Origin of the sequence: Paenibacillus sp. PastF-3 (assembly GCF_029893135.1) — a bacterium.
GTDB lineage: Bacteria > Bacillota > Bacilli > Paenibacillales > Paenibacillaceae > Paenibacillus_AQ > Paenibacillus_AQ nitricinens.
The window spans coordinates 25,890-45,325 of sequence record NZ_JARXWM010000003.1 but is presented as its reverse complement, the minus strand read 5'-3'; the positions used below and the strand labels follow the sequence as shown (position 1 = coordinate 45,325).

Sequence of the window (19,436 nt, the reverse complement as noted above, 5' to 3'; positions counted from 1 at the left end):
ACTTTAAATTTGAAATATTATTTAATCTCCCCTATAATAAAAATGCTCTGCAACTGCTGCTGGGCTTTTTTTAATTGATGACATCCTTCCTTCTTGAGATAAATAATTGTGGTTATTTCCTTAAAAATGGAATAATTTCCACCCTTTCTGACGAAACTGGAACACAGTACCTGTGATATGAAGGTTAACGTTCAGGAGGGGAACCATTGTGAGAAAAATGCGTTTTGCTGTGCTTGTGGTCTGTATCGCTGTATCGGTTCTAGGACCTATGTCAGGCGCTTATGCAGAAGAAAAAACCAAGGACTCTGGCAGTAATGCTGCCGCTGTAGACCTCGCACCGGGAGCACGTTCTGCTATTTTGATGGACGCTGGTACCGGAACCGTTATTTATGAGAAGAACAGCCATGATAAGCTGCCTCCCGCAAGTATTACGAAGATTATGACGATGTTACTGACGGTGGAAGCGCTGGATGAAGGAAGACTGCAGCTGACTGATAAGGTGAGAACAAGTGAATATGCGGCTTCTATGGGCGGATCACAGATTTTCCTGGAGCCTGGTGAAGAAATGTCGGTAGACGATATGCTCAAAGGTATCGCTATGGCTTCTGGTAATGATGCTTCTGTGGCGATGGCGGAGAAAATAGCTGGTTCAGAGAGTGCTTTTGTCGATCTGATGAATAAACGTGCAGAGGAGCTGGGTCTAAAAGATACCCATTTTGCCAACTGCAACGGTCTTCCAGCCGCCAATCACTATTCCTCAGCTTACGATATTGCGGTCATCAGTCGTGAGCTTTTGAAGCATGATCAAATTATAAAATATACCGGTTCCTATCAGGATTACTTACGTAAGGATTCAACCAAACCGTTCTGGTTGGTGAACACGAACAAGCTGGTGCGTTTCTACACTGGTGCTGATGGTTTGAAGACAGGTTATACTGCAGAGGCAAAATTTTGTTTGTCTGCTACAGCAGCAAGAGATGGCCTACGTGCTGTCGCTGTTGTACTAGGCGAGCCGAACACAAAGACGCGCAATAGTGAAGTCTCAGGCATGTTCGATTACCTGTTCTCGCAATATAAAGTACACACGATCCACAAAGAAGGGGATGCGATCGGCACCCTAAAGATTGAAAAGGGCGTAAAATCCGAGTTACCGATAACAGCCAAAGAGACGTACAGTGTTCTTTTGAAAAAAGGTGTGACTCAAGAAGGCATCCGCCACGAACTAGTATTACCGGAAAGCGTGAAGGCTCCAGTAGCTGAAGGTCAATCTGTGGGTAAGCTAGTGGTCTACCAAGGAACCCAAGTGATTAAGGAATATGATTTAAAAGCAGGGGAAGCTGTGGCGAAAGCGGGCTGGTGGAAGCTCTTTAAGCGCACAACTGGCTCGATGTTCGGCGTAGATTAAAAACAGTTTTTTTGTAGATTACACCCATGTACTCTGTAGATTCATAGGGGTTTTCTTCTAGTTTTGTCGTGAGGCAGGATTCCTGATTTGCCGCGTAGAAAACCTTGTCCTTGAAGGGAATAGGTACTGTCTTTCAAGGTCAGTTTTCAAAGCAACGAAGAGGAGAGTGGCAAGCATGAATTCTCATGTGGAGATGGAGCATCACAGGGGTGTGTTGATTGTCCGTTTATCAGGGGAGTTGGATCATCACGCAGCCGATTTTGTAAGAATGGATATGGATGAAGCGATTATGCGTGGTCAGGTATCGCATTTGGTTCTTAGTCTTAAGCATCTGCAGTTTATGGACAGTTCAGGCCTAGGCGTGATTCTGGGAAGGTATAAACTGATCCACAGTAAAGGTGGAAAAATGGTTGTGTGTGATGCAACGGCACCTGTGAAGCGGCTGCTGGAAATGTCAGGCCTGTTCAAAATCATGCCCCTATATGACGACGAGAGTACTGCACTCTCGGATTTGGAGGTTGCGTTATGACAAATAGTAAGGCTGGTAACTTCATGAACGTGCAGTTCGCTGCACGCTCGGAGAACGAATCGTTCGCGCGTGTAGTCGTAGCGGCGTTCGTTTCCCGGCTTGATCCTACGATGGACGAGCTGAATGATCTGAAGACAGTCGTGTCGGAAGCGGTCACCAACTGTATTATTCATGGGTATGATAGTGATCCGGAAGGTATTGTGACCATTTCGGCATCGTTGGACAACGAAACGGTACATCTAACCATTGAGGATCAAGGACGCGGCATTGAGGATTTGGAGCTGGCGCAACAGCCGCTGTATACCTCTAAGCCAGAGCTGGAGCGGTCGGGCATGGGCTTTACTATTATGGAGAATTTCATGGATGAATTTGAAGTCACTAGTGAACCGGGACACGGTACTTCTATCTCAATGAAGAAAACCATCGTCTCGAAAAAAGCTTTATACAATTAGGGGTTGGAGCCATGGATGCAGAGTCAAAAAAAGCTCCGCCGACCTATTTGGACGATGCGGAGGTCAAACGTCTTATCGCGCTCAGTCAGGCCGGAGATAGTCTTGCCCGCGACACGCTTGTAAGCTGTAATATCCGACTGGTATGGTCGGTGGTGCAGCGGTTTATGAACCGCGGGTATGAGCCTGACGATTTGTTCCAGATCGGTTGCATTGGACTCTTGAAGTCCGTTGATAAATTTGACCTCAGCTATGAGGTCAAGTTCTCCACTTATGCAGTGCCGATGATTATCGGTGAGATTCAGCGTTTCCTTCGTGACGATGGCACCTTGAAGGTCAGTCGCTCCCTTAAGGAAATGGCTAATAAAGTTCGTAAGATGAAGGACGAAATGTCTAAAACGCTTGATCGTCTGCCTACGATTGGTGAAGTTGCGGAAGCGCTAGGGGTTACACCCGAAGAAGTGGTATTCGCCCAAGAAGCCAATAAGCCACCGACTTCTATCCATGAAACGGTGTTCGAGAATGATGGAGATCCAATCACGCTGATTGATCAAATCGCTGACGAATCACAGGAGCGTTGGTTCGATAAGCTGGCATTAAATGAAGCTATCGGAGGCCTCAGTGAACGTGAACGTCTGATCGTCTATCTTCGCTACTATCGTGATCAAACGCAGTCAGAGGTCGCTAGTCGTCTAGGGATCTCTCAAGTGCAGGTATCCCGGCTGGAGAAGAAAATATTGCAGAATATCCGTGAGCAGATTGCTCAATAGTAGGATAAAGTTATTCATGTAATGACGCTTATAAATTAGCGAATTAGAACAAAAAGCCGCCCCGAAAAGGGGGGGCTTTTTATGTGGAGGTGATCTCAATATGGATTCACTCGGTGACGAGAATGTGATCACATGGTCTTTGGATATGGAAGAAAATCTGCTGACGATGTCGAATATTTTAGAGGAATGGGTTGGTTGCACAAGTAAGACTAAACCGCACAACCCCAATTTTTTGCGGGAACTTGTGAATGTAGCGGATCTTGATCGATATGATGCCTACATGGAAAGATTAAATGCTGGTCATATCAGTTGTCTTGAGTATCGGATGCAACTACCTGCTAAAGGACTGAAGTGGGTTCAAAGTATTGGCACGCCAATCCTGAATAAGGAGAGCAAGGTTTGCCGAATAGATGGAATTATGCTGGACATTACTGAACAAAAAACGGCGCAAATTCAATTAGAAAGCACCTTTTCTTTGTATCAACAGATGTTCTCTAACCTTGACGTGGCGATTTGGTCTTTTGATTATGTTGCAAAGAAAGTATTGTTTGTATCGGATGCGGTTCACAATATCACTGGTTATTCCGTTGAACAGGCGAAAGAGGATGATTTTTGGTTCCGTATTGCGCATAAAGAAGAAAACCCCCTGATTCAAGAGATAATATCATCGGTTGGTCAAGGGATTCCACAACTTAGTGAATATCGGATTATCCACGCAAGTGGCGAGCCTCGATGGCTACAGGTCAGAATCATACCCAGTCTAGATGAATCCCAAGCGGTTGTTCGGCTAGACGGGATCTTGGCAGATATCACTGAAAGAAAGTTAATGAAGGAGGCATTACTCAAAAGTGAACAGCGCTATAAATCCTTATTTGACTATAACTCAGACGTCGTATGCGAGGTGAATCTGCAAGGTAATATTTTGGCAATCAATTCCGCAGCAGAGCAGATTACTGGAGAAGCTTTAAATATGGTCGGAGAGAACTTGTGCATCACGAATCTATTTGGAGTAGAAAATATACTGAGGATGTCGGATTTTTTTGAAAGAACAGTACGGGGATCTGCTCAGCACTATGTTGTTGCCTCTTCGCGTAAGGATGGAACAGTGAGCCACTGGACTATGAAAAATATCCCTATTTATGTGAATAGTCGTATTGTAGGTGCTTTTGTGGTCGCTAAAGATATAACATCAACAGTAGAAGTAGAACATAAGCTGGCACAGCGTGAAGCAGAGTACAGACTTATTATTAATAACATGAAGGATATGATGGGGGTACTGGATCAGAAAGGAAATTTCATTGTAGCCTCGCCTTCCTGCGAAACCCTAATCGGTATTCCTGTAGGGCTAATCAAAGACACTACCATACTTAAGTATATCGATCCAGATGAGCAAGAAAGCTTGCGTGAACAGATATCAAATATTTTTCGGACAAAAGCAAGCAAGATGTTTTACAATCGTTTTATTCACACAAAAGGTTATATCTTAAATTTAGAATGTCTTGCTACTCCTGTTCTAGATGAGGATGGAGAAGTAATGAGTATCGTAATTGTAGCAAGAGACATTACTAAGAGAGTCCAAATGGAAAATGAATTAAGGGAAAGCGAGGAGTTCAATCAGCAGCTGATCAAGATGTCGCCTGAAGCGGTTGTTCTGCATAGCGATTATAAGTTTGTTTATGTAAATTTCTCTTGTCTTGGATTATTTGGAGTTAGCGATGAGAGTCAATTGATTGGTAAAAATATTTTCAATTGGGCGCACCCGGAGTATCTGCGGCTGTCGAAAGAACGCATGCGAGAGATCTATAAAGAACCCTATAAGATCATAGCTCCTATTGAACAAAAGGTCGTACGTTCGGATGGAACGATTATCGATGTAGAGGTAACAGCTAGCTCCATTTTGTATAAAGGAAAAGTCGCATGTATCTCTATATTTAGGGATATTAGCGATCGAAAAAAAGCAGATGAGGACAGAGAACATACAGAGCAGATTATACGAGAGAGTGAGGAACGGTATTTTCGCCTGCAAATGAGTCTCGATCAGTTCTCCCAAGATCTTTTTGGTGTGATGAAGATTAGTCATATGGAGCAGCGGTTGCTTAGAGAAGTCAGAGAAACTCTGCAGATAACAAATATAAAATTTATCGCAGTTGAATCTAACCATGATAAATTATGTGAAATTATAGAGACTGAGCAAGGGTATTCACTCAAGATCGGGGAGTCCAGAGGAAAAAGCTACTTGTTGTCGATTAACGAGAAGACGCTTTTACTAGAAATCGGTTCTATTCGAGTGTGGCTGGAGACGATTACCCGTTATGTCAGTGTTCTCTTTGATCATTTTTTGCTTATCGAAGATTTAACGAAGGATCTTGAGCTAGCAGCTTCCAAGCAAGTGGCGCCTACATGGCTTCTCCGATTTATGTTTAATTTATCCGAGAATGAGCGAAAAAGACTTGCTCAGGACTTACACGACTCAGCGCTTCAAGAACAGATTATCTGGTATCGTAAGTTGGATCTACTGTTAGGTGAAAAGTCCATCAATGGGGATCTTAGGGAACTGCTAGAACAGATTGCAGAAGGGTTACTAGATGTTATTTATCAACTTCGGATTATTTGTAACGAGCTCAGACCTCCTGCATTAATCAATGAAGGTCTTATCTCCTCGCTGGAGACGTTGTTTGAATTTACGCAGCTACGTACCAACTATCAGATTTATTTCGAGTCTGAAGGATTCACACATAAGTTAGATGATGAAGTGCTTATAGGCCTGTACCGTATTGTGCAAGAACTTTTGGCTAATGCAGCAAAGCATTCTTTTGCGACAGAAGTACGCATCACCTTAGCTAGTGAAGACAATCATATTCATTTGGATTATAAAGATAACGGAATCGGAATGAATTTATTTGGTGAGGATTCACTTACAAGTATGGGGATTTATGGGATGAAGGAAAGAGTTCGAAGTATGGATGGGACAATAGTATTTCACTCGCCAGATAAAAAGGGATTAGCGGTCAATATATCTATACCTGCAGATTAATCATGCGGCATAACAATTGGATAGAGGGGTAGTCATAGGCATGATTCAAATATTGTTAGTGGATGATCATCCATCTGTTATGGAAGGGACTAGAATGATATTAGAGCAAGAGGGAGACATGAAGGTTACTCTAGCTAATTCAGCGAATGAAGTGCTTGAAATAGTGAGTAGTCATTCCTTTGACGTAATGTTATTTGATCTTCATATCGCGGATGTGAATGGGATTGATTTGGCGAAGCAAGTATTAATAATGAACGCGGATGCGACTATCTTAATCTACACCGGATATGAATTTACTAACAAATTTAACCTGATGATCGAATCGGGGATCTTTGGGTTTATTTCAAAAACAACCAATAGAGAGCAGTTGATTACAGCGGTACGATGTGCATTAAGAGGGGAAGTCATTCTACCGCGGACCTTAGTAAAGCAGTTAAGAAAAGTACCTCCTAAAGGTTTAGAGATCAATGATGAACAAGCAACCTCCATGATTAGCAAAAGAGAACATGAAATGCTGACGGAAATTGCAAAAGGAAAAAGTAATAAGGAAATAGCGGAGATTGTGCTTATGAGTCAGCGGTCACTAGAATATAGTTTAACGAATTTGTTCCAAAAGCTAAATGTGAAATCTAGAATTGAAGCGGCTATAAAGGCTAAACGGCTCGGAATATTGAAGGAATCAGATTTTACTAATTCATTGTGAAAATACGTAACAATTCTATAGATTGAAATCCCGATCACTAGATAGTGAGGCGGGATTTTTTGTTTTGCGCGTCATTGCGGAGGTACGCAATAATTTTGCGTGCTCACGCCATTTATTTTCGGTTACCATATTCTGCTTACCGTTTATGATGAAATAGTTCCTAAGAATTACTAAAAATTGACTAACGTAATGAGGTGCAGAAGGATGAAATGGTTTTATAATTTGAGAACAGCAGTGAAGCTAATCTCAGCATTTGTGTTGGTATCAGTCATTTTATGCTTTGTAGGATTCTATGGAATAAGTAATTTGAGTAAGATGGATGAGTCCATCGAGGATATGTATAAAAATCGCTTAACACCGATTGCCTATCTCGGTGAAGCGAATGAACTTTTTTTAACGAATAGGATAAACATCCGGGATATAAATACGATGGCCCAAACCGAGGTGAAGAAAAAAGAATATCGGGATAAATTACATAAGAATGTCCAAAGCATTGAAGACATCATGAGTAAATATAGTAAGACAAGATTGAGAGAAGAAGAATTAGAGAAAATGAAGGATTATCCTGAGATCTGGCAACGCTATACCACCAGCGTGGATCATGCAATTGAATTGGATAAGAAGATCATTAGTAATGAAGAATATACGAATTATTTGCTGACAGGCGATTTACAGCTGGCCACTACGGAGATGACGAATTTCTTGCAAGGTTTAATTGACATCAATATGAAGCAGGCACAGGAATCCAGTGATAATGCGAATGAATTATATCAATCCTCTCGGTTGATTACCTTTAGTGTTACTATCATTGCACTTTTAATCAGCGTGGGTTTTGGCTATCTAATCTCGCAAATTATAGCACGGCCTCTTAATCAAGTGATGCGCCTGCTAGGTAAAGTAGCCAATGGAGACTTAAGCGAAACATCGAATCTGAATTCTAAGGATGAGATCGGCAAACTTGCGAATTCTGTGAATGAAATGGTTCTGAACTTAAGGCATACTGTGGGGGGGATTTTGTCCTCTGCAGAAAGTGTCTCGGCGGCAGCACAGCAAATATCAGCAAGTACTGAGGAAGTAGCTAGCGGCAGCATGAGTCAAGCAACTGCAGCGCAAACAATGAATGAGTTGTTCCGGGAATTGTCTGAAGCGATTAATTCAGTAGCTCAGAGTGCAGAGCAAGCCTCAGAGCTGTCAGATCATACGATGCGTATTGCTCAGGATGGAGGTGCGGTGGTTACTGACTCCATTCAAGGGATGACGTTACTTAACAACCAAATGTCTAGACTAGAAGAAGGCTCAGATAAAATTGGTGAGATCATTGCGGTCATTGATGATATTGCAAAACAGACAAATCTGCTGGCTCTTAACGCAGCTATAGAAGCGGCTCGTGCTGGTGAACAGGGCCGAGGTTTTGCCGTTGTAGCGAATGAAGTAAGAAAGCTAGCAGAGCGGAGCAGTGAGGCTACTAAGCAAGTCACGGACATTATTAAAGAAATGCAGAAAAATACGCAGCATAGTGTAAAGGCTGTAGTCGAAGGCGTAGCTTTTTCACAAAAAAATGGGGAAGCCTTTGATCATATTCTCTCTATGGTGAACGATACCGCTCATAAAGTAACAGAAATCGCTGCTGCCAGTGAAGAACAGGCCGCGCAGTCATCAGAGGTGTTGTACTCGATCGAGAGCATATCGGCAGCAACGGAAGAAATGGCGGCAAGCAGTAGTGAAACGGCAACGACGGCTAATGCATTAGCACAGCTTGCGGAGGAACTAAATGCACTCGTATCTATTTTTAAAGTTAAATAAACAGTGTCATGGGGATCATCATTGATAGGAGAGGAGAAGTAGTGCAAAAGTTAAAGGTGCTCGTTGTAGCTACTTCAGTAATGATGCGTAAACAGATCTCGAACCTTATTGCGGAGGATTCAATGATCGAGGTCATTGGAGCAGCTCGAAATGCATCCGAAGCGGTTAGTATGGTTCAAGAACTCAAGCCTGATGTCGTGACGATTGATATAGAAGTGCCAGAATTGAATAGTTTAGTAGCGCTCTCTAGTATTATGTCGCAACGTCCAACCCCTATCCTTATCCTAAGCTCGGGATCAAAGGATGGAATAACAGCAACTATCACAGGTCTACAGAACGGAGCTGTAGATTTTATATCCAAGCCCACACAATTCCATGGGCCTGATTTATCCCAAATAAAAGACGAGCTAATATTCAAAATCAAACAAGCTGCTCAAATTCCTTTGAGAACCGTTATTCTTAACAATATTACTGTTTCGAAAGTGATGACAGGACAACAGGCAGAAGACAATTCTAAGAGCGGGTGTATGGAAGAATTCGATCAAATCGTAGCCATAGGATGTGGAGTTGGTGGCCCGAAGGCGCTTGAAATCGTAATTAGCTCGCTCCCGGCAAACTTCCCATATCCTTTGTTAATCGTTCAGCATATGCCACCCAAGTATACGAAAGTATTAGCAGAACGATTGAATCGATTCTCAAGTGTACGGGTGGTTGAGGCGAAAGATGATCAATTGGTACATGGCGGAACGGCATATATTGCACCTGGTAATTGTCATATGACCGTAGTTCAGCAAGGACAAGTATGTAGAATCAAACTTCACAAGAAAGCCCCAGTGAACGGATACCGTCCATCCATTGATATATTATTCGAATCGATTTCTGGACTGAAAAGCTTGAAGCAGCATTTGATTCTAATGACTGGAAGGGGAAGCGATGGCTCGAGAGGCATGCTGAATGCCAAACATGCTGGCGCCCAATCTACTCTTGTAGAATCGCAAGAGACTTCGATTGTAAATGAAATGCCTGAAGCGGCAGTTGAGCTCGGGTGCGTGGATTATGTAGTTCCTTCGTTCTTGTTAGCCTCGAAGATTATGGAGGTTACGGGGATGTTGGACGAACAATTTTAATGAATAAATTATTACCAAAGGCGTTGGTAGGAGGAAAATCCACCAACGCTTTTTTATGTAAACCTAGGGTTTCATCCCAAGTGGGTTGTCTCGAATGGTCAGAAGATGGAGGATGAGTGTGCTTAAAATAGGTGCACTGATGATGGGATGCTCTAGTTTGTTGCTTATATAAGAGCTAAATGTGGATGCGACGCATCTGCTGGGCGCGCGGAATATTTTAACGCTATCGGAAAGGATAGAGGAGGAATCAAGTTTTCTTGTTCTGTGAGCAATCTAACAACCGTTCTCTTCACTTAGTTTTATAGTATTTACAGGAATAACATAATTACATTTAATGTTAATCCTACAAGCTATGAAGGGGACGGTGCGAGCATGCCTATTCTAGAGGTAGAGAATCTCTCAAAAGAATATAAAGGCAAGGTTAAAATGAATGTGTTTCGGGCGCTAAACGGCATAAGCCTGAGTGTGGACAGCGGAGAGTTTGTAGCAATTATGGGGCCTTCGGGGAGCGGTAAAACGACACTGCTGAATATCCTTAGCGGGATCGACACGGAATATAGTGGGGTAGTCCAGATTGCAGAGACTAGTATAAGCGAGATGTCTAAGAACGAGCTTGCACTGTTTCGCCGGCAACGAATGGGGTTCGTTTTTCAAGATTACAATCTGCTGGATAGCCTGACCCTACGGGAAAATATAATGGTGCCCATGGTTCTGGATGACCAAGAGGCAGACGACATCAATACCAAGACAGATGAGACGTTATTACTCTTTGATCTGGGCGAGGTGAAGGATAAATATCCGTATATGGTTTCAGGAGGACAGCAACAACGAGCGGCGATTAGCAGAGCGATTATTAATGATCCGGAGGTGATCTTTGCGGACGAGCCAACGGGAAATTTGGATTCCAAATCCTCCAGTATAGTGATGAAGACCTTCGCCAAACTGAATGCTCTGAAAGGAGCAACAATTGTGATGGTCACACATGATCCTTTTGCGGCCAGCTATTGTAATCGCGTGCTCTTTATCAAAGATGGGAAGATGCTATTTGAGATTACTAGGGAAGATAAAGAGCGGAGCGCATTTTTTGATAGGATTCTGGAGAATCTGGCCTTCATTGGAGGGGGAGAAGATGACCTTTAGGAGAATGGCTTTTCAGATTTTTAAGGCGAACCTTAGAAGGTATTTGTTATTTTTCCTATGCAGCAGCTTTACGATTATGGTATTTTTCGCCTTTCACTCCCTGTATACGAACCCTGATTTTAATGACCCCTATCAAGTGAATGGGATGGTGTCCGGTAATTTATATGCTCCTTTCTTGGTTATGAGAGTGTTTGCTGTTCTATTTATTGGATATGCGCAAACGGCCTTTTTGAAATTTAGAAAAAGCGACTTTGGGCTGTTAATGATTCTTGGAATGACGAGCCACAATATCCGTAAAATTATTTTATTAGAAAATAGCATGATCGCATTAGCTTCGATTCTCACGGGTTTAGGTGCAGGGTCGGTCTTCTCCGGTCTTTTCTTTCTCTTCATCTCGTTGTTTGTTAATATAGGGGACAGTTCTTTTTCACTTACGCTGGAAAGTTATCTGTATACCATTAAATTCTTCGGGATTATTTACATAGCTGTGATTGGAATCCAATTATTATTAACGCTGAGATACAACATTGTACGCCTTCTAAAAGAATCCAGAACCGCAGAACGTAGCCTTCTTCATGGTAAAATCACAGGGATCATCGGAGTTGTACTACTGGCGATCTCCGTTTATGATATGATTACTCATTACAGTCCTGATAATACCCGTATGATGTTAATCAATCTGGGCGTAAGTATGGTGGGGATCTATTTGCTGCTGTCAGGTCTTGGTGACTGGATGAAATTCATCTTTTCGCGATCTACGAAAGCTTATCATAAGCATTTAATGTTAAGCTCCGATTTGAACTATACTCTTGGACGCTCCAAAATAGTACTTTCTCTCATCACCTTCCTCGTCTTCATTACGGTTTTTCTAAGTGGCATTATCTTTTATATTACTTGGGATGCTGAGAATATTCCTGTAAAAGACAACCCTTATGATATTGCCTATGCAGAAGTATTCGGGAAAAATAGCCTTCCATCAGAGATACTCAGCGAAATCACGGATCATGGGGCTACACCTCTGATTTCACATCAAAGGCTTGAATACATTGATTTGTTCTATTTCAAAATATTTTTGGATCAAAACATCAACACATTAATCGGCAGTGATTATCATGTGGAGAAAGATCATTTTCTTAATCTTGCCTTAGGTGCTCGAGGAGAAGAATGGAAGAATCAAAGACCAGAGATGCCCACCTTTGAAATGAAGCTTTCTTCCGGGAATCATACGTTGTACTCACAAGGACTTATATTTAAAATGCTATTTAACCCTGTGCCGAATCTTATGAATGGTCTTCATGTCATTGTAAACGAGGATGACTATATGGCGCTGAAAGTGGAGAATATGGATGCGATCGGGAATCTTCAGCTCCTCAATTTCAAGGATTGGAAAAAAACTGCAGATATAGATACCAAGCTAAATACGGCTTTAGCCAAATACAATAAGGACAATACGAAGTCCTGGTATGGCAATGAACGGCATGAGGCGCTCGTATTTTCCACAAAATCTAGAATAAGTGAGTATTTACAGTTACAGGAGTCCGGTCGATTTGGAATCTTCGTCATTACCTTTGTTGGTCTAATATTTTTTGGTGCCTCTTGTATAGTGCTGCATTTCAGTATCCAGACTGATTTAGAGCGGGAGAAGATCAAATTCGGGAAGTTGCATAAGATTGGAATAACTTCTAAAGATGTGGCTCAAATGATAGGCGGTCCTTTAAAAGTATTATTTTTTCTTCCTTATGTATTAGGTATTGTGCTAGCCACTGTGTATGTTGTCAGCTCTTCAAGGTTTGAGATGTCCGTAGCTCTGGCGCCATTTTGGTTTTGCTTGTTTGTAGGAGGGGGCTATCTTTTATTTCAAGTGCTCTTTTATGATCTATATACCAAAGTATATACTCGCAAGATGCTGGCTCATATCGAACTGCTTGATGTTCCCACAACGAATAATAGGAGTTGTGAATTTAATTCCAATTATGATAATATTAACAAATAAAAAACGTAGGGGGCTCCATTTTGAAAAAGATTTTATCCAGAATTGCAGTGGCATTGTTGATCTTAACCCTAGTTGCTATTGTCACTTGCTTCTATATTGGTGAACTCACCTATGCGTATTTATTGATCTTGGTCTTATTTTTCGTATTTGCGGGTATGGGTCAGCTCTACAAGCTCAAGAATGATGAGTATATGTACAAAAAGTTAAACAAAAGCGATCAGTACGAGAACTACACTAGATAATATTCATTTCGTAATTCAAAACAACACCCCACTTTAGGCAATGCCTAATAGTGGGGTGTTTCTTTATTTGTCTATTCTTATTTCTTACCGTTGCGCTCAAGAATCATATCAACGAACAGATCAATCTGTGCGGTAATCGCAATAGGATCGTAGCGATAGAAAGTATCAAAATCGTTGTAAAACAGATGATCATTCTTCGCAGCAGCGAGTCCGTTCCAGACTGGCGATTCTTTTAGTTCCTTCAGCTTATCCCCTTTTTTGTCAGGATCATAAGTGGTGAGGAACATGTAGTCCGCTGCGTATTCTGGTAATAGCTCCATGGACAGCTGCAGTGTTTGATTGTCATTGCTGTTCTTAGTAGGCATTTTCAGCTTAAGAGCATTATAAAGGGCTTGTCCACCACGGCCCGCATTGTTACCGAAGGTCCATAGCTCACCTTTGTCAGTCAGCTCATATATTCCGAATGTATCATTTTCATTCACGACATCTTTAAGCTTTTCGCGGCCTTCAGCAGCCTTTTTCTCAAAATCAGCAATGAATTGCTCAGCTTTATCAGGTGCTCCCACGATATCTCCAAACAGTTTTACGGTTTCATAGATGTTAGTAGCAGTTCCGTATGGAATATGAATGGTTGGAGCGATTTTGGATAAAGCATCATAGTTGTCATCGTACATAACTACAATTAGATCAGGTGCAAGTTCTAGTGCTTTCTCAGCGTTGACTGGAGCACCAACATCTTGTGTGTTTTTGAGCAGGTCTTTCAAGAAGGGGTTATCAAAAGTACTAGGTTCAACGCCTATGACGTTAGCTCCAACGGAGAGTAATTCCCCACCATAATAATCTGTAACGATACGCTGAGGTTTAACTGGGATTTGAACAGTACCTTTAGTAGTTTCATAGCTGCGCATTTCGGCAGCGGAAGCATCAGGAACAGCCGTTGCCTCTGCACTCGGGGCTGTTGTTGCTTCAGTTGTCGCTGTTGGTGTATTAGATGAAGCATTGTTGTTTCCCCCGCAAGCCGTCACAAATACAGACAATAACATTACGAGTGCAAGGATGGGGAAAAGGGACTTTCTTTTTAGCATGGTAAACCTCCCTAAGTATATGTAGCAATTGATAATAATGAGAATCATTATCATTGTTATCATTTTGAACTGTATCAAAGCTTAGAATTTCTGTCAATGCAATAAATTAAATGGTACCAATTAAATCTATCTATTGCCAAACCTAGGAAATGTAATTTACAATAGTCTAATGATAATGAGAATCAATTTCATAGAAATAGGGTGGCATTCATGAATCAACAGATAACTACCAGGATAGGAGCCGATAAGGGAGTAGTTAAACGAGAATTTCGTTCACGTCCTTGGGCGGCAACATTCATCTTGGTCGGCGGTCTGGCGCTATTATTATTAGGAATTGCTGTTTCCGTCTCCTTCGGCGCAGCAGATATTAAGCTGTCTGTGGTGTGGTCAGCTGTGTTTCACTTTGATCCAGAGATCATGGATCATCAGATTATTAGAGAATTAAGATTACCTCGTGTACTTGGCGGGGCAATGGTAGGGGCCAGCTTTGCAGTTGCAGGTGCCATTATGCAAGGGATGACGCGAAATCCATTGGCTGATTCAGGTCTGATGGGTATCAACTCAGGCGCAGGATTTGCGCTTGCACTATGTTTTGCTTTTTTTCCAAATTTATCGTTTATGTATTTGATTCTATATTCTTTCGTGGGTGCCGGCGTAGGCGCGGGTGTGGTATATGGAATAGGATCACTTGCTAAGGGAGGATTAACGCCTGCTCGTTTGGTGCTGGCCGGTGCGGCTTTTAGTGCACTTTTGTCGGCGCTGAGTGAAGGGGTAGCTTTATATTTTCATATCGGTCAAGATTTAGCTTTCTGGTACGCGGGAGGCGTGGCTGGAACGAAATGGATTCAACTCAAAATCATGTTCCCTTGGATAGGGGCCGCTTTAATTGGTGCAATGGTAATCTCTCGATCGATCACGATGCTCAGTTTAGGTGACGATGTTGCGAAAGGTCTAGGTCAGCGTACAGGGCTTGTGAAGTTGGCAGGTGCATTAATCGTATTGATTTTGGCTGGATCATCGGTTGCCGTAGTTGGTGCAGTGGGTTTCATTGGACTAATTATTCCGCATTTGACCCGCTTTTTTGTAGGTGTGGATTATAGATGGATCATTCCTTGTTCAGCGATCCTCGGCAGTTTACTTGCTGTATTTGCAGATTTAACTGCGCGGATGATTAATCCACCTAATGAAACGCCACTTGGCGCTATTATTGCACTGATTGGTGTACCTTTCTTCCTTTATCTTGCACGTAAAGAAAGGAGGGAGCTGTAATGATGGAAAAAACGACATTCGGTTCCTTCGAAGCCGCCAAAAACAAACGGGGCTTAATGATCATGATTTCGTTGGCTGTACTGATTGTGATTGCTTTTATTATTAGTATGAATACAGGTTACATACGTTTGACTCCTATGGAGTTGATTAATACATTGTTCGGTAGAGGAACCGACAAGCAGGAGTTAATCTTGTTTCAGTTTCGGCTGCCACGTATTGTGATTTCCGTTCTAATTGGGGCAGGTCTGGCTGTATCCGGTGCTGTGATGCAGGGCGTCTTTCGTAATGCATTGGCGGACCCTGGTATTTTAGGGATTAATGCTGGTGCAGGAATCATGGTTATGCTGTTAATTTCTTTTTACCCTACGGCAACCGCGGCTCCAGTGTATCTGCTGCCAATGGTAGCGTTCGTCGGTGCAGGGTTTACAGCTGCCTTAATCTATGCTCTAGCTTATAAGCGGCACCAAGGAATATCGCCTATGCGCTTACTGTTGACTGGTGTAGCTGTTGCAGCTGGGATGAGTGCAGCTATGATCGTGCTTACGCTAAGACTTGATCCAGAGAAATATCAATTCGTCGCTACCTGGCTGGCAGGCAGCATTTGGGGAACAAGCTGGAAGTTTGTACTGTCACTCTTACCGTGGATCCTAATTCTGGTGCCTTATGTCATCTATAAGGCAAGGGTGATGAACGTACTGAATCTAGGGGAGCAGACGGCTGTGGGACTTGGTGCCGCAGTAACGAAGGAACAATTCCGGCTTCTTGCGGCTGCGGTAGGATTAGCAGCGGCGAGTGTAGCTGTCAGCGGTGGGATTGGTTTTGTGGGATTGGTCGGACCCCATTTGGCGAGACGGTTAGTTGGGCCGAAGCATCAACTCATGCTTCCAACCTCGGCACTGCTTGGATCACTACTCGTTATTACAGCGGATACCATTGGGCGCTGGATTCTTCAACCGTCTGAGATTCCTACGGGTATCGTTGTAGCAGTAATTGGAGCACCATACTTTTTATATTTATTAGCCCGTACGAAATCTTGATGAAAGTAGGCTGATCTCTCACCAGAAGGAGCGAATCATTAACATGTTGCGTCGTTTTTTTGCTTACTATAGGCCCTATAAGGGATTGTTTATTCTTGATTTTTCTTGTGCTATTGCTGCTGCACTACTTGAACTGGTCTTTCCGTTAGCCGTTAACCGGGTTGTAGATGATCTACTGCCAAGCGGCAATTGGAGATGGATACTCTATTCATGCCTCGGCTTGCTGGGGATATATATTGTCAGTGCCTTTATGCATTTTGTCGTCACTTACTGGGGGCATAAGCTGGGGATTAATATCGAGTCGGATATGAGAAAAAAGCTTTTTGACCGAGTTCAAAAGTTATCTTTCAATTTCTTTGACAACAACAAGACCGGTCATCTAGTATCCCGGATGACAAATGATTTGATGGACATCGGTGAAATTGCCCACCACGGGCCAGAGGATCTCTTTATAGCAGTAATGACGCTGCTGGGTGTGTTCGGCATTATGCTCAGTATCAATTGGCAATTAGCTATTCTGACGTTTGTGATCGTTCCGCTTATGATTTATTTATCCATGTACTTCAGCCGGAAAATGTCTAAAGCCTTCCACATCATGTTCGCGGACATTGCTGACTATAACGCACGCGTGGAGAACAATGTAAGCGGCATCCGTGTTGTGCAAGCTTTTGCTAATGAGAATCATGAAATTTCCCGCTTTGCAGTCAATAACGAACGCTTCCGTATAACGAAGCTGATGACTTATCGAATTATGGCTTGGAATTCATCCTTTAGCTTTGTTCTCATGAAACTGGTCTCGTTATTCGTTCTCGTATGCGGAACATATTTTGTAATCCAGAAGCAAATGACTTATGGTGAATTTATCGCTTTTGTGATGCTGTCCAATGTATTTTTAGGACCATTACAACAAATTAACTCGGTCATTGAGACCTATCCCAAAGGTATTGCAGGTTTCAAACGTTATCTCGAACTGCTGGAGACGGAACCGGATGTTGATGATGCGGTAGACGCTAAGACAGTTCATGATCTTAAGGGGAATATAACCTTCCATGATGTGGCTTTCGCATACAGTGATAAAGAAAATGTACTCCAAAATGTGAATTTATCGATTCAAGCAGGAGAGACCGTTGCTCTGGTCGGTCCATCAGGTGCGGGTAAGACAACGCTTTGCAGTCTACTACCCCGCTTTTATGATGTAAGTGAGGGCAACATTAGCATTGATGGAATTGATATTCGTTCCATGAAGCTTGAATCTCTTCGTTCACACATCGGGATTGTACAGCAAGATGTGTTTCTGTTTGACGGAACCATCCGTGAGAATATCGCTTACGGGCGGCTTGGAGCCTCCGATGAAGAAATCTGGGAGGCAGCACGGCGCGCCCAACTGGAAGAGCTGATCAAATCCCAGCCTGCTGGGCTGGATACTATGATCGGGGAGCGCGGCGTTAAGCTCTCTGGAGGTCAGAAGCAGCGGCTGTCTATTGCTCGGATGTTCCTGAAGAATCCAACGATTCTCATTCTAGACGAAGCCACATCGGCGTTGGATACCGAGACGGAGTCCGCGATTCAGGAAGCACTTGCGGAGTTGTCACAAGGTCGTACGACGCTTGTTATTGCTCATCGATTGGCAACGATCAAGAATGCCGACCGTATTGTTGTCGTTGCGGAAGGTGGTATTGCTGAGCAAGGCAGACATGAAGAACTGCTACAGACTGCCGGAATTTACAGTCGACTACATGAGGCACAATTTGGAGCGTAAGAAGCTAAGGGCATCAATAGAATATACTTTTGGAGGGACATAATGAACAATCAACTGGAATTATACGATGTAACGATTATTGGCGGCGGACCTGCTGGGATGTATACAGCTTTTTATAGTGGTATGAGAGATTTGAAGACGAAGTTGATTGAAGCGAAGGATGAGCTTGGAGGAAGAATGCTCGTATATCCTGAGAAAATGATCTGGGATGTAGGTGGGGTAACACCCGTACTATGTCGTCAATTGATAGATCAGCTTGCTCAGCAGGCACGGACGTTTGATCCTACGATTATTTTCGGGCAGCAGATTACGCATCATGAGCGTCTGGAAGATGGAACTTATATGCTGACCTCGGCTACTGGTGAGCAGCATTGGACTCGTACGGTCATTTTGGCTATTGGCTATGGGATTCTGCAAATGGCAAAGCTGGAGATTGAAGGTGCCGACCGTTATGAGGTAACGAATCTTCATTATACAGTTCAGGAGCTGGAGCCTTTCCGAGGTAAAAAAGTGCTGATTTCTGGTGGAGGTGACTCCGCTGTGGATTGGGCAAATGAACTGGAGTCCATCGCAGCAAGTGTGACCATTGTGCACCGTCGCGAGCAGTTCGGCGGCCATGAGAAAAATATTGTGCGTATGAAGGAATCTTCAGTCAATGTTCGCGTGCCTTTCGCAGTAAGCCAATTACACAGCAGTAATGGGGAGACCATTGATCAGGTTACGATCAGCCATATCGAAACAGGTGAGAGTGAACAGTATGAAGTAGATGCTGTTATTGTTAATCATGGTCTGAAAAGCGATTTTGGCCCATTACGGGAATGGGGCATTGATATGGGCGAGTGGTGTGCGAATGTGAGCGGACAGCTGGAGACGAATCTTCCAGGTATTTTTGCAGCAGGTGACTTTGTGGATTATAGCAGTAAGGTCCGGTTAATCGCTGGCACCTTTACCGATGCAGTTCTTGCGCTGAACAGCGCTAAACTGTATATGGACCCCTCTGCACCTAAGGCTGCATATGTTTCCTCTCATAATGAGCGGTTCAAGGAGAAGAATAAGGCGCTTGGTGTCGTTGACGACCATTAAGGATAGAG

The 19,436-nt window shown here is 43.0% G+C and carries 16 protein-coding genes; 15 read left to right on the top strand and 1 reads right to left on the bottom strand.

Annotated elements, in window-relative coordinates; all coding sequences use genetic code 11:
• The first annotated feature begins 268 nt into the window (after window positions 1–268).
• From M2444_RS07435 to M2444_RS07385, 11 genes are all read left to right on the top strand, one after another.
• Window positions 269–1,405 carry a D-alanyl-D-alanine carboxypeptidase family protein gene (locus tag M2444_RS07435; protein WP_256989916.1) on the top strand — a complete coding sequence of 379 codons (1,137 nt, stop codon included), beginning with the start codon at window positions 269–271 and terminating at the stop codon, window positions 1,403–1,405.
• Window positions 1,406–1,580: 175 nt separating this feature from the next.
• Window positions 1,581–1,934, top strand: coding sequence for an anti-sigma F factor antagonist (gene spoIIAA / locus M2444_RS07430; RefSeq protein ID WP_042129729.1), 354 nt, complete (start codon window positions 1,581–1,583; stop codon window positions 1,932–1,934).
• Window positions 1,931–2,386 carry an anti-sigma F factor gene (spoIIAB, locus tag M2444_RS07425; RefSeq protein ID WP_042129726.1) on the top strand — a complete coding sequence of 152 codons (456 nt, stop codon included), beginning with the start codon at window positions 1,931–1,933 and terminating at the stop codon, window positions 2,384–2,386. Before spoIIAA ends, spoIIAB begins: the two co-directional genes overlap by 4 nt.
• A gap of 11 nt (window positions 2,387–2,397) precedes the next feature.
• Entirely contained in the window at window positions 2,398–3,153 is a 756-nt protein-coding gene (gene sigF, locus M2444_RS07420) for an RNA polymerase sporulation sigma factor SigF (RefSeq protein ID WP_042129724.1), read from the top strand.
• A 100-nt stretch (window positions 3,154–3,253) separates the two neighbouring features.
• The gene (locus tag M2444_RS07415; protein WP_280786640.1) at window positions 3,254–6,187 is read left to right on the top strand and encodes a sensor histidine kinase; all 2,934 of its coding nucleotides are present in this window, start codon (window positions 3,254–3,256) and stop codon (window positions 6,185–6,187) included.
• Window positions 6,188–6,227: 40 nt separating this feature from the next.
• The gene (locus M2444_RS07410; RefSeq protein WP_280786639.1) at window positions 6,228–6,890 is read left to right on the top strand and encodes a response regulator; all 663 of its coding nucleotides are present in this window, start codon (window positions 6,228–6,230) and stop codon (window positions 6,888–6,890) included.
• 204 nt (window positions 6,891–7,094) lie between these two features.
• Window positions 7,095–8,693 carry a HAMP domain-containing methyl-accepting chemotaxis protein gene (locus M2444_RS07405; protein ID WP_094872135.1) on the top strand — a complete coding sequence of 533 codons (1,599 nt, stop codon included), beginning with the start codon at window positions 7,095–7,097 and terminating at the stop codon, window positions 8,691–8,693.
• Window positions 8,694–8,734: 41 nt separating this feature from the next.
• On the top strand, window positions 8,735–9,820 hold the full coding sequence (gene cheB / locus M2444_RS07400) for a chemotaxis-specific protein-glutamate methyltransferase CheB (protein WP_280786638.1): 1,086 nt from the start codon (window positions 8,735–8,737) through the stop codon (window positions 9,818–9,820).
• 372 nt (window positions 9,821–10,192) lie between these two features.
• Entirely contained in the window at window positions 10,193–10,960 is a 768-nt protein-coding gene (locus M2444_RS07395; protein WP_280786637.1) for an ABC transporter ATP-binding protein, read from the top strand.
• Window positions 10,950–12,953, top strand: a complete 2,004-nt coding sequence (locus M2444_RS07390; protein ID WP_179283633.1) for an FtsX-like permease family protein — start codon at window positions 10,950–10,952, stop codon at window positions 12,951–12,953. Before M2444_RS07395 ends, M2444_RS07390 begins: the two co-directional genes overlap by 11 nt.
• 20 nt (window positions 12,954–12,973) lie before the next feature.
• Complete coding sequence (locus M2444_RS07385) at window positions 12,974–13,195, top strand: hypothetical protein (protein WP_094872144.1); 222 nt, start codon at window positions 12,974–12,976, stop codon at window positions 13,193–13,195.
• A gap of 77 nt (window positions 13,196–13,272) precedes the next feature.
• Here the strand turns inward: M2444_RS07385 and M2444_RS07380 are convergent, their stop codons facing one another.
• Window positions 13,273–14,280, bottom strand: a complete 1,008-nt coding sequence (locus M2444_RS07380) for an ABC transporter substrate-binding protein (protein WP_280786636.1) — start codon at window positions 14,278–14,280, stop codon at window positions 13,273–13,275.
• A 210-nt stretch (window positions 14,281–14,490) separates the two neighbouring features.
• Here M2444_RS07380 and M2444_RS07375 point away from each other — a divergent pair, with 210 nt between their 5' ends.
• The 4 genes from M2444_RS07375 to M2444_RS07360 are packed head-to-tail and all read left to right on the top strand — an operon-like array spanning window position 14,491 to window position 19,428.
• Entirely contained in the window at window positions 14,491–15,549 is a 1,059-nt protein-coding gene (locus tag M2444_RS07375; RefSeq protein WP_094872147.1) for a FecCD family ABC transporter permease, read from the top strand.
• A gap of 2 nt (window positions 15,550–15,551) precedes the next feature.
• Window positions 15,552–16,586: a FecCD family ABC transporter permease gene (locus tag M2444_RS07370; RefSeq protein ID WP_373455817.1), complete on the top strand. Its 1,035-nt coding sequence runs from the start codon at window positions 15,552–15,554 to the stop codon at window positions 16,584–16,586.
• A 43-nt stretch (window positions 16,587–16,629) separates the two neighbouring features.
• Window positions 16,630–18,345 carry an ABC transporter ATP-binding protein gene (locus tag M2444_RS07365; RefSeq protein ID WP_094872150.1) on the top strand — a complete coding sequence of 572 codons (1,716 nt, stop codon included), beginning with the start codon at window positions 16,630–16,632 and terminating at the stop codon, window positions 18,343–18,345.
• Window positions 18,346–18,387: 42 nt separating this feature from the next.
• Window positions 18,388–19,428 (top strand): NAD(P)/FAD-dependent oxidoreductase, encoded by a 1,041-nt coding sequence (locus M2444_RS07360; RefSeq protein ID WP_280786635.1) that lies wholly within the window; start codon window positions 18,388–18,390, stop codon window positions 19,426–19,428.
• The last annotated feature ends 8 nt before the right edge of the window (window positions 19,429–19,436 follow it).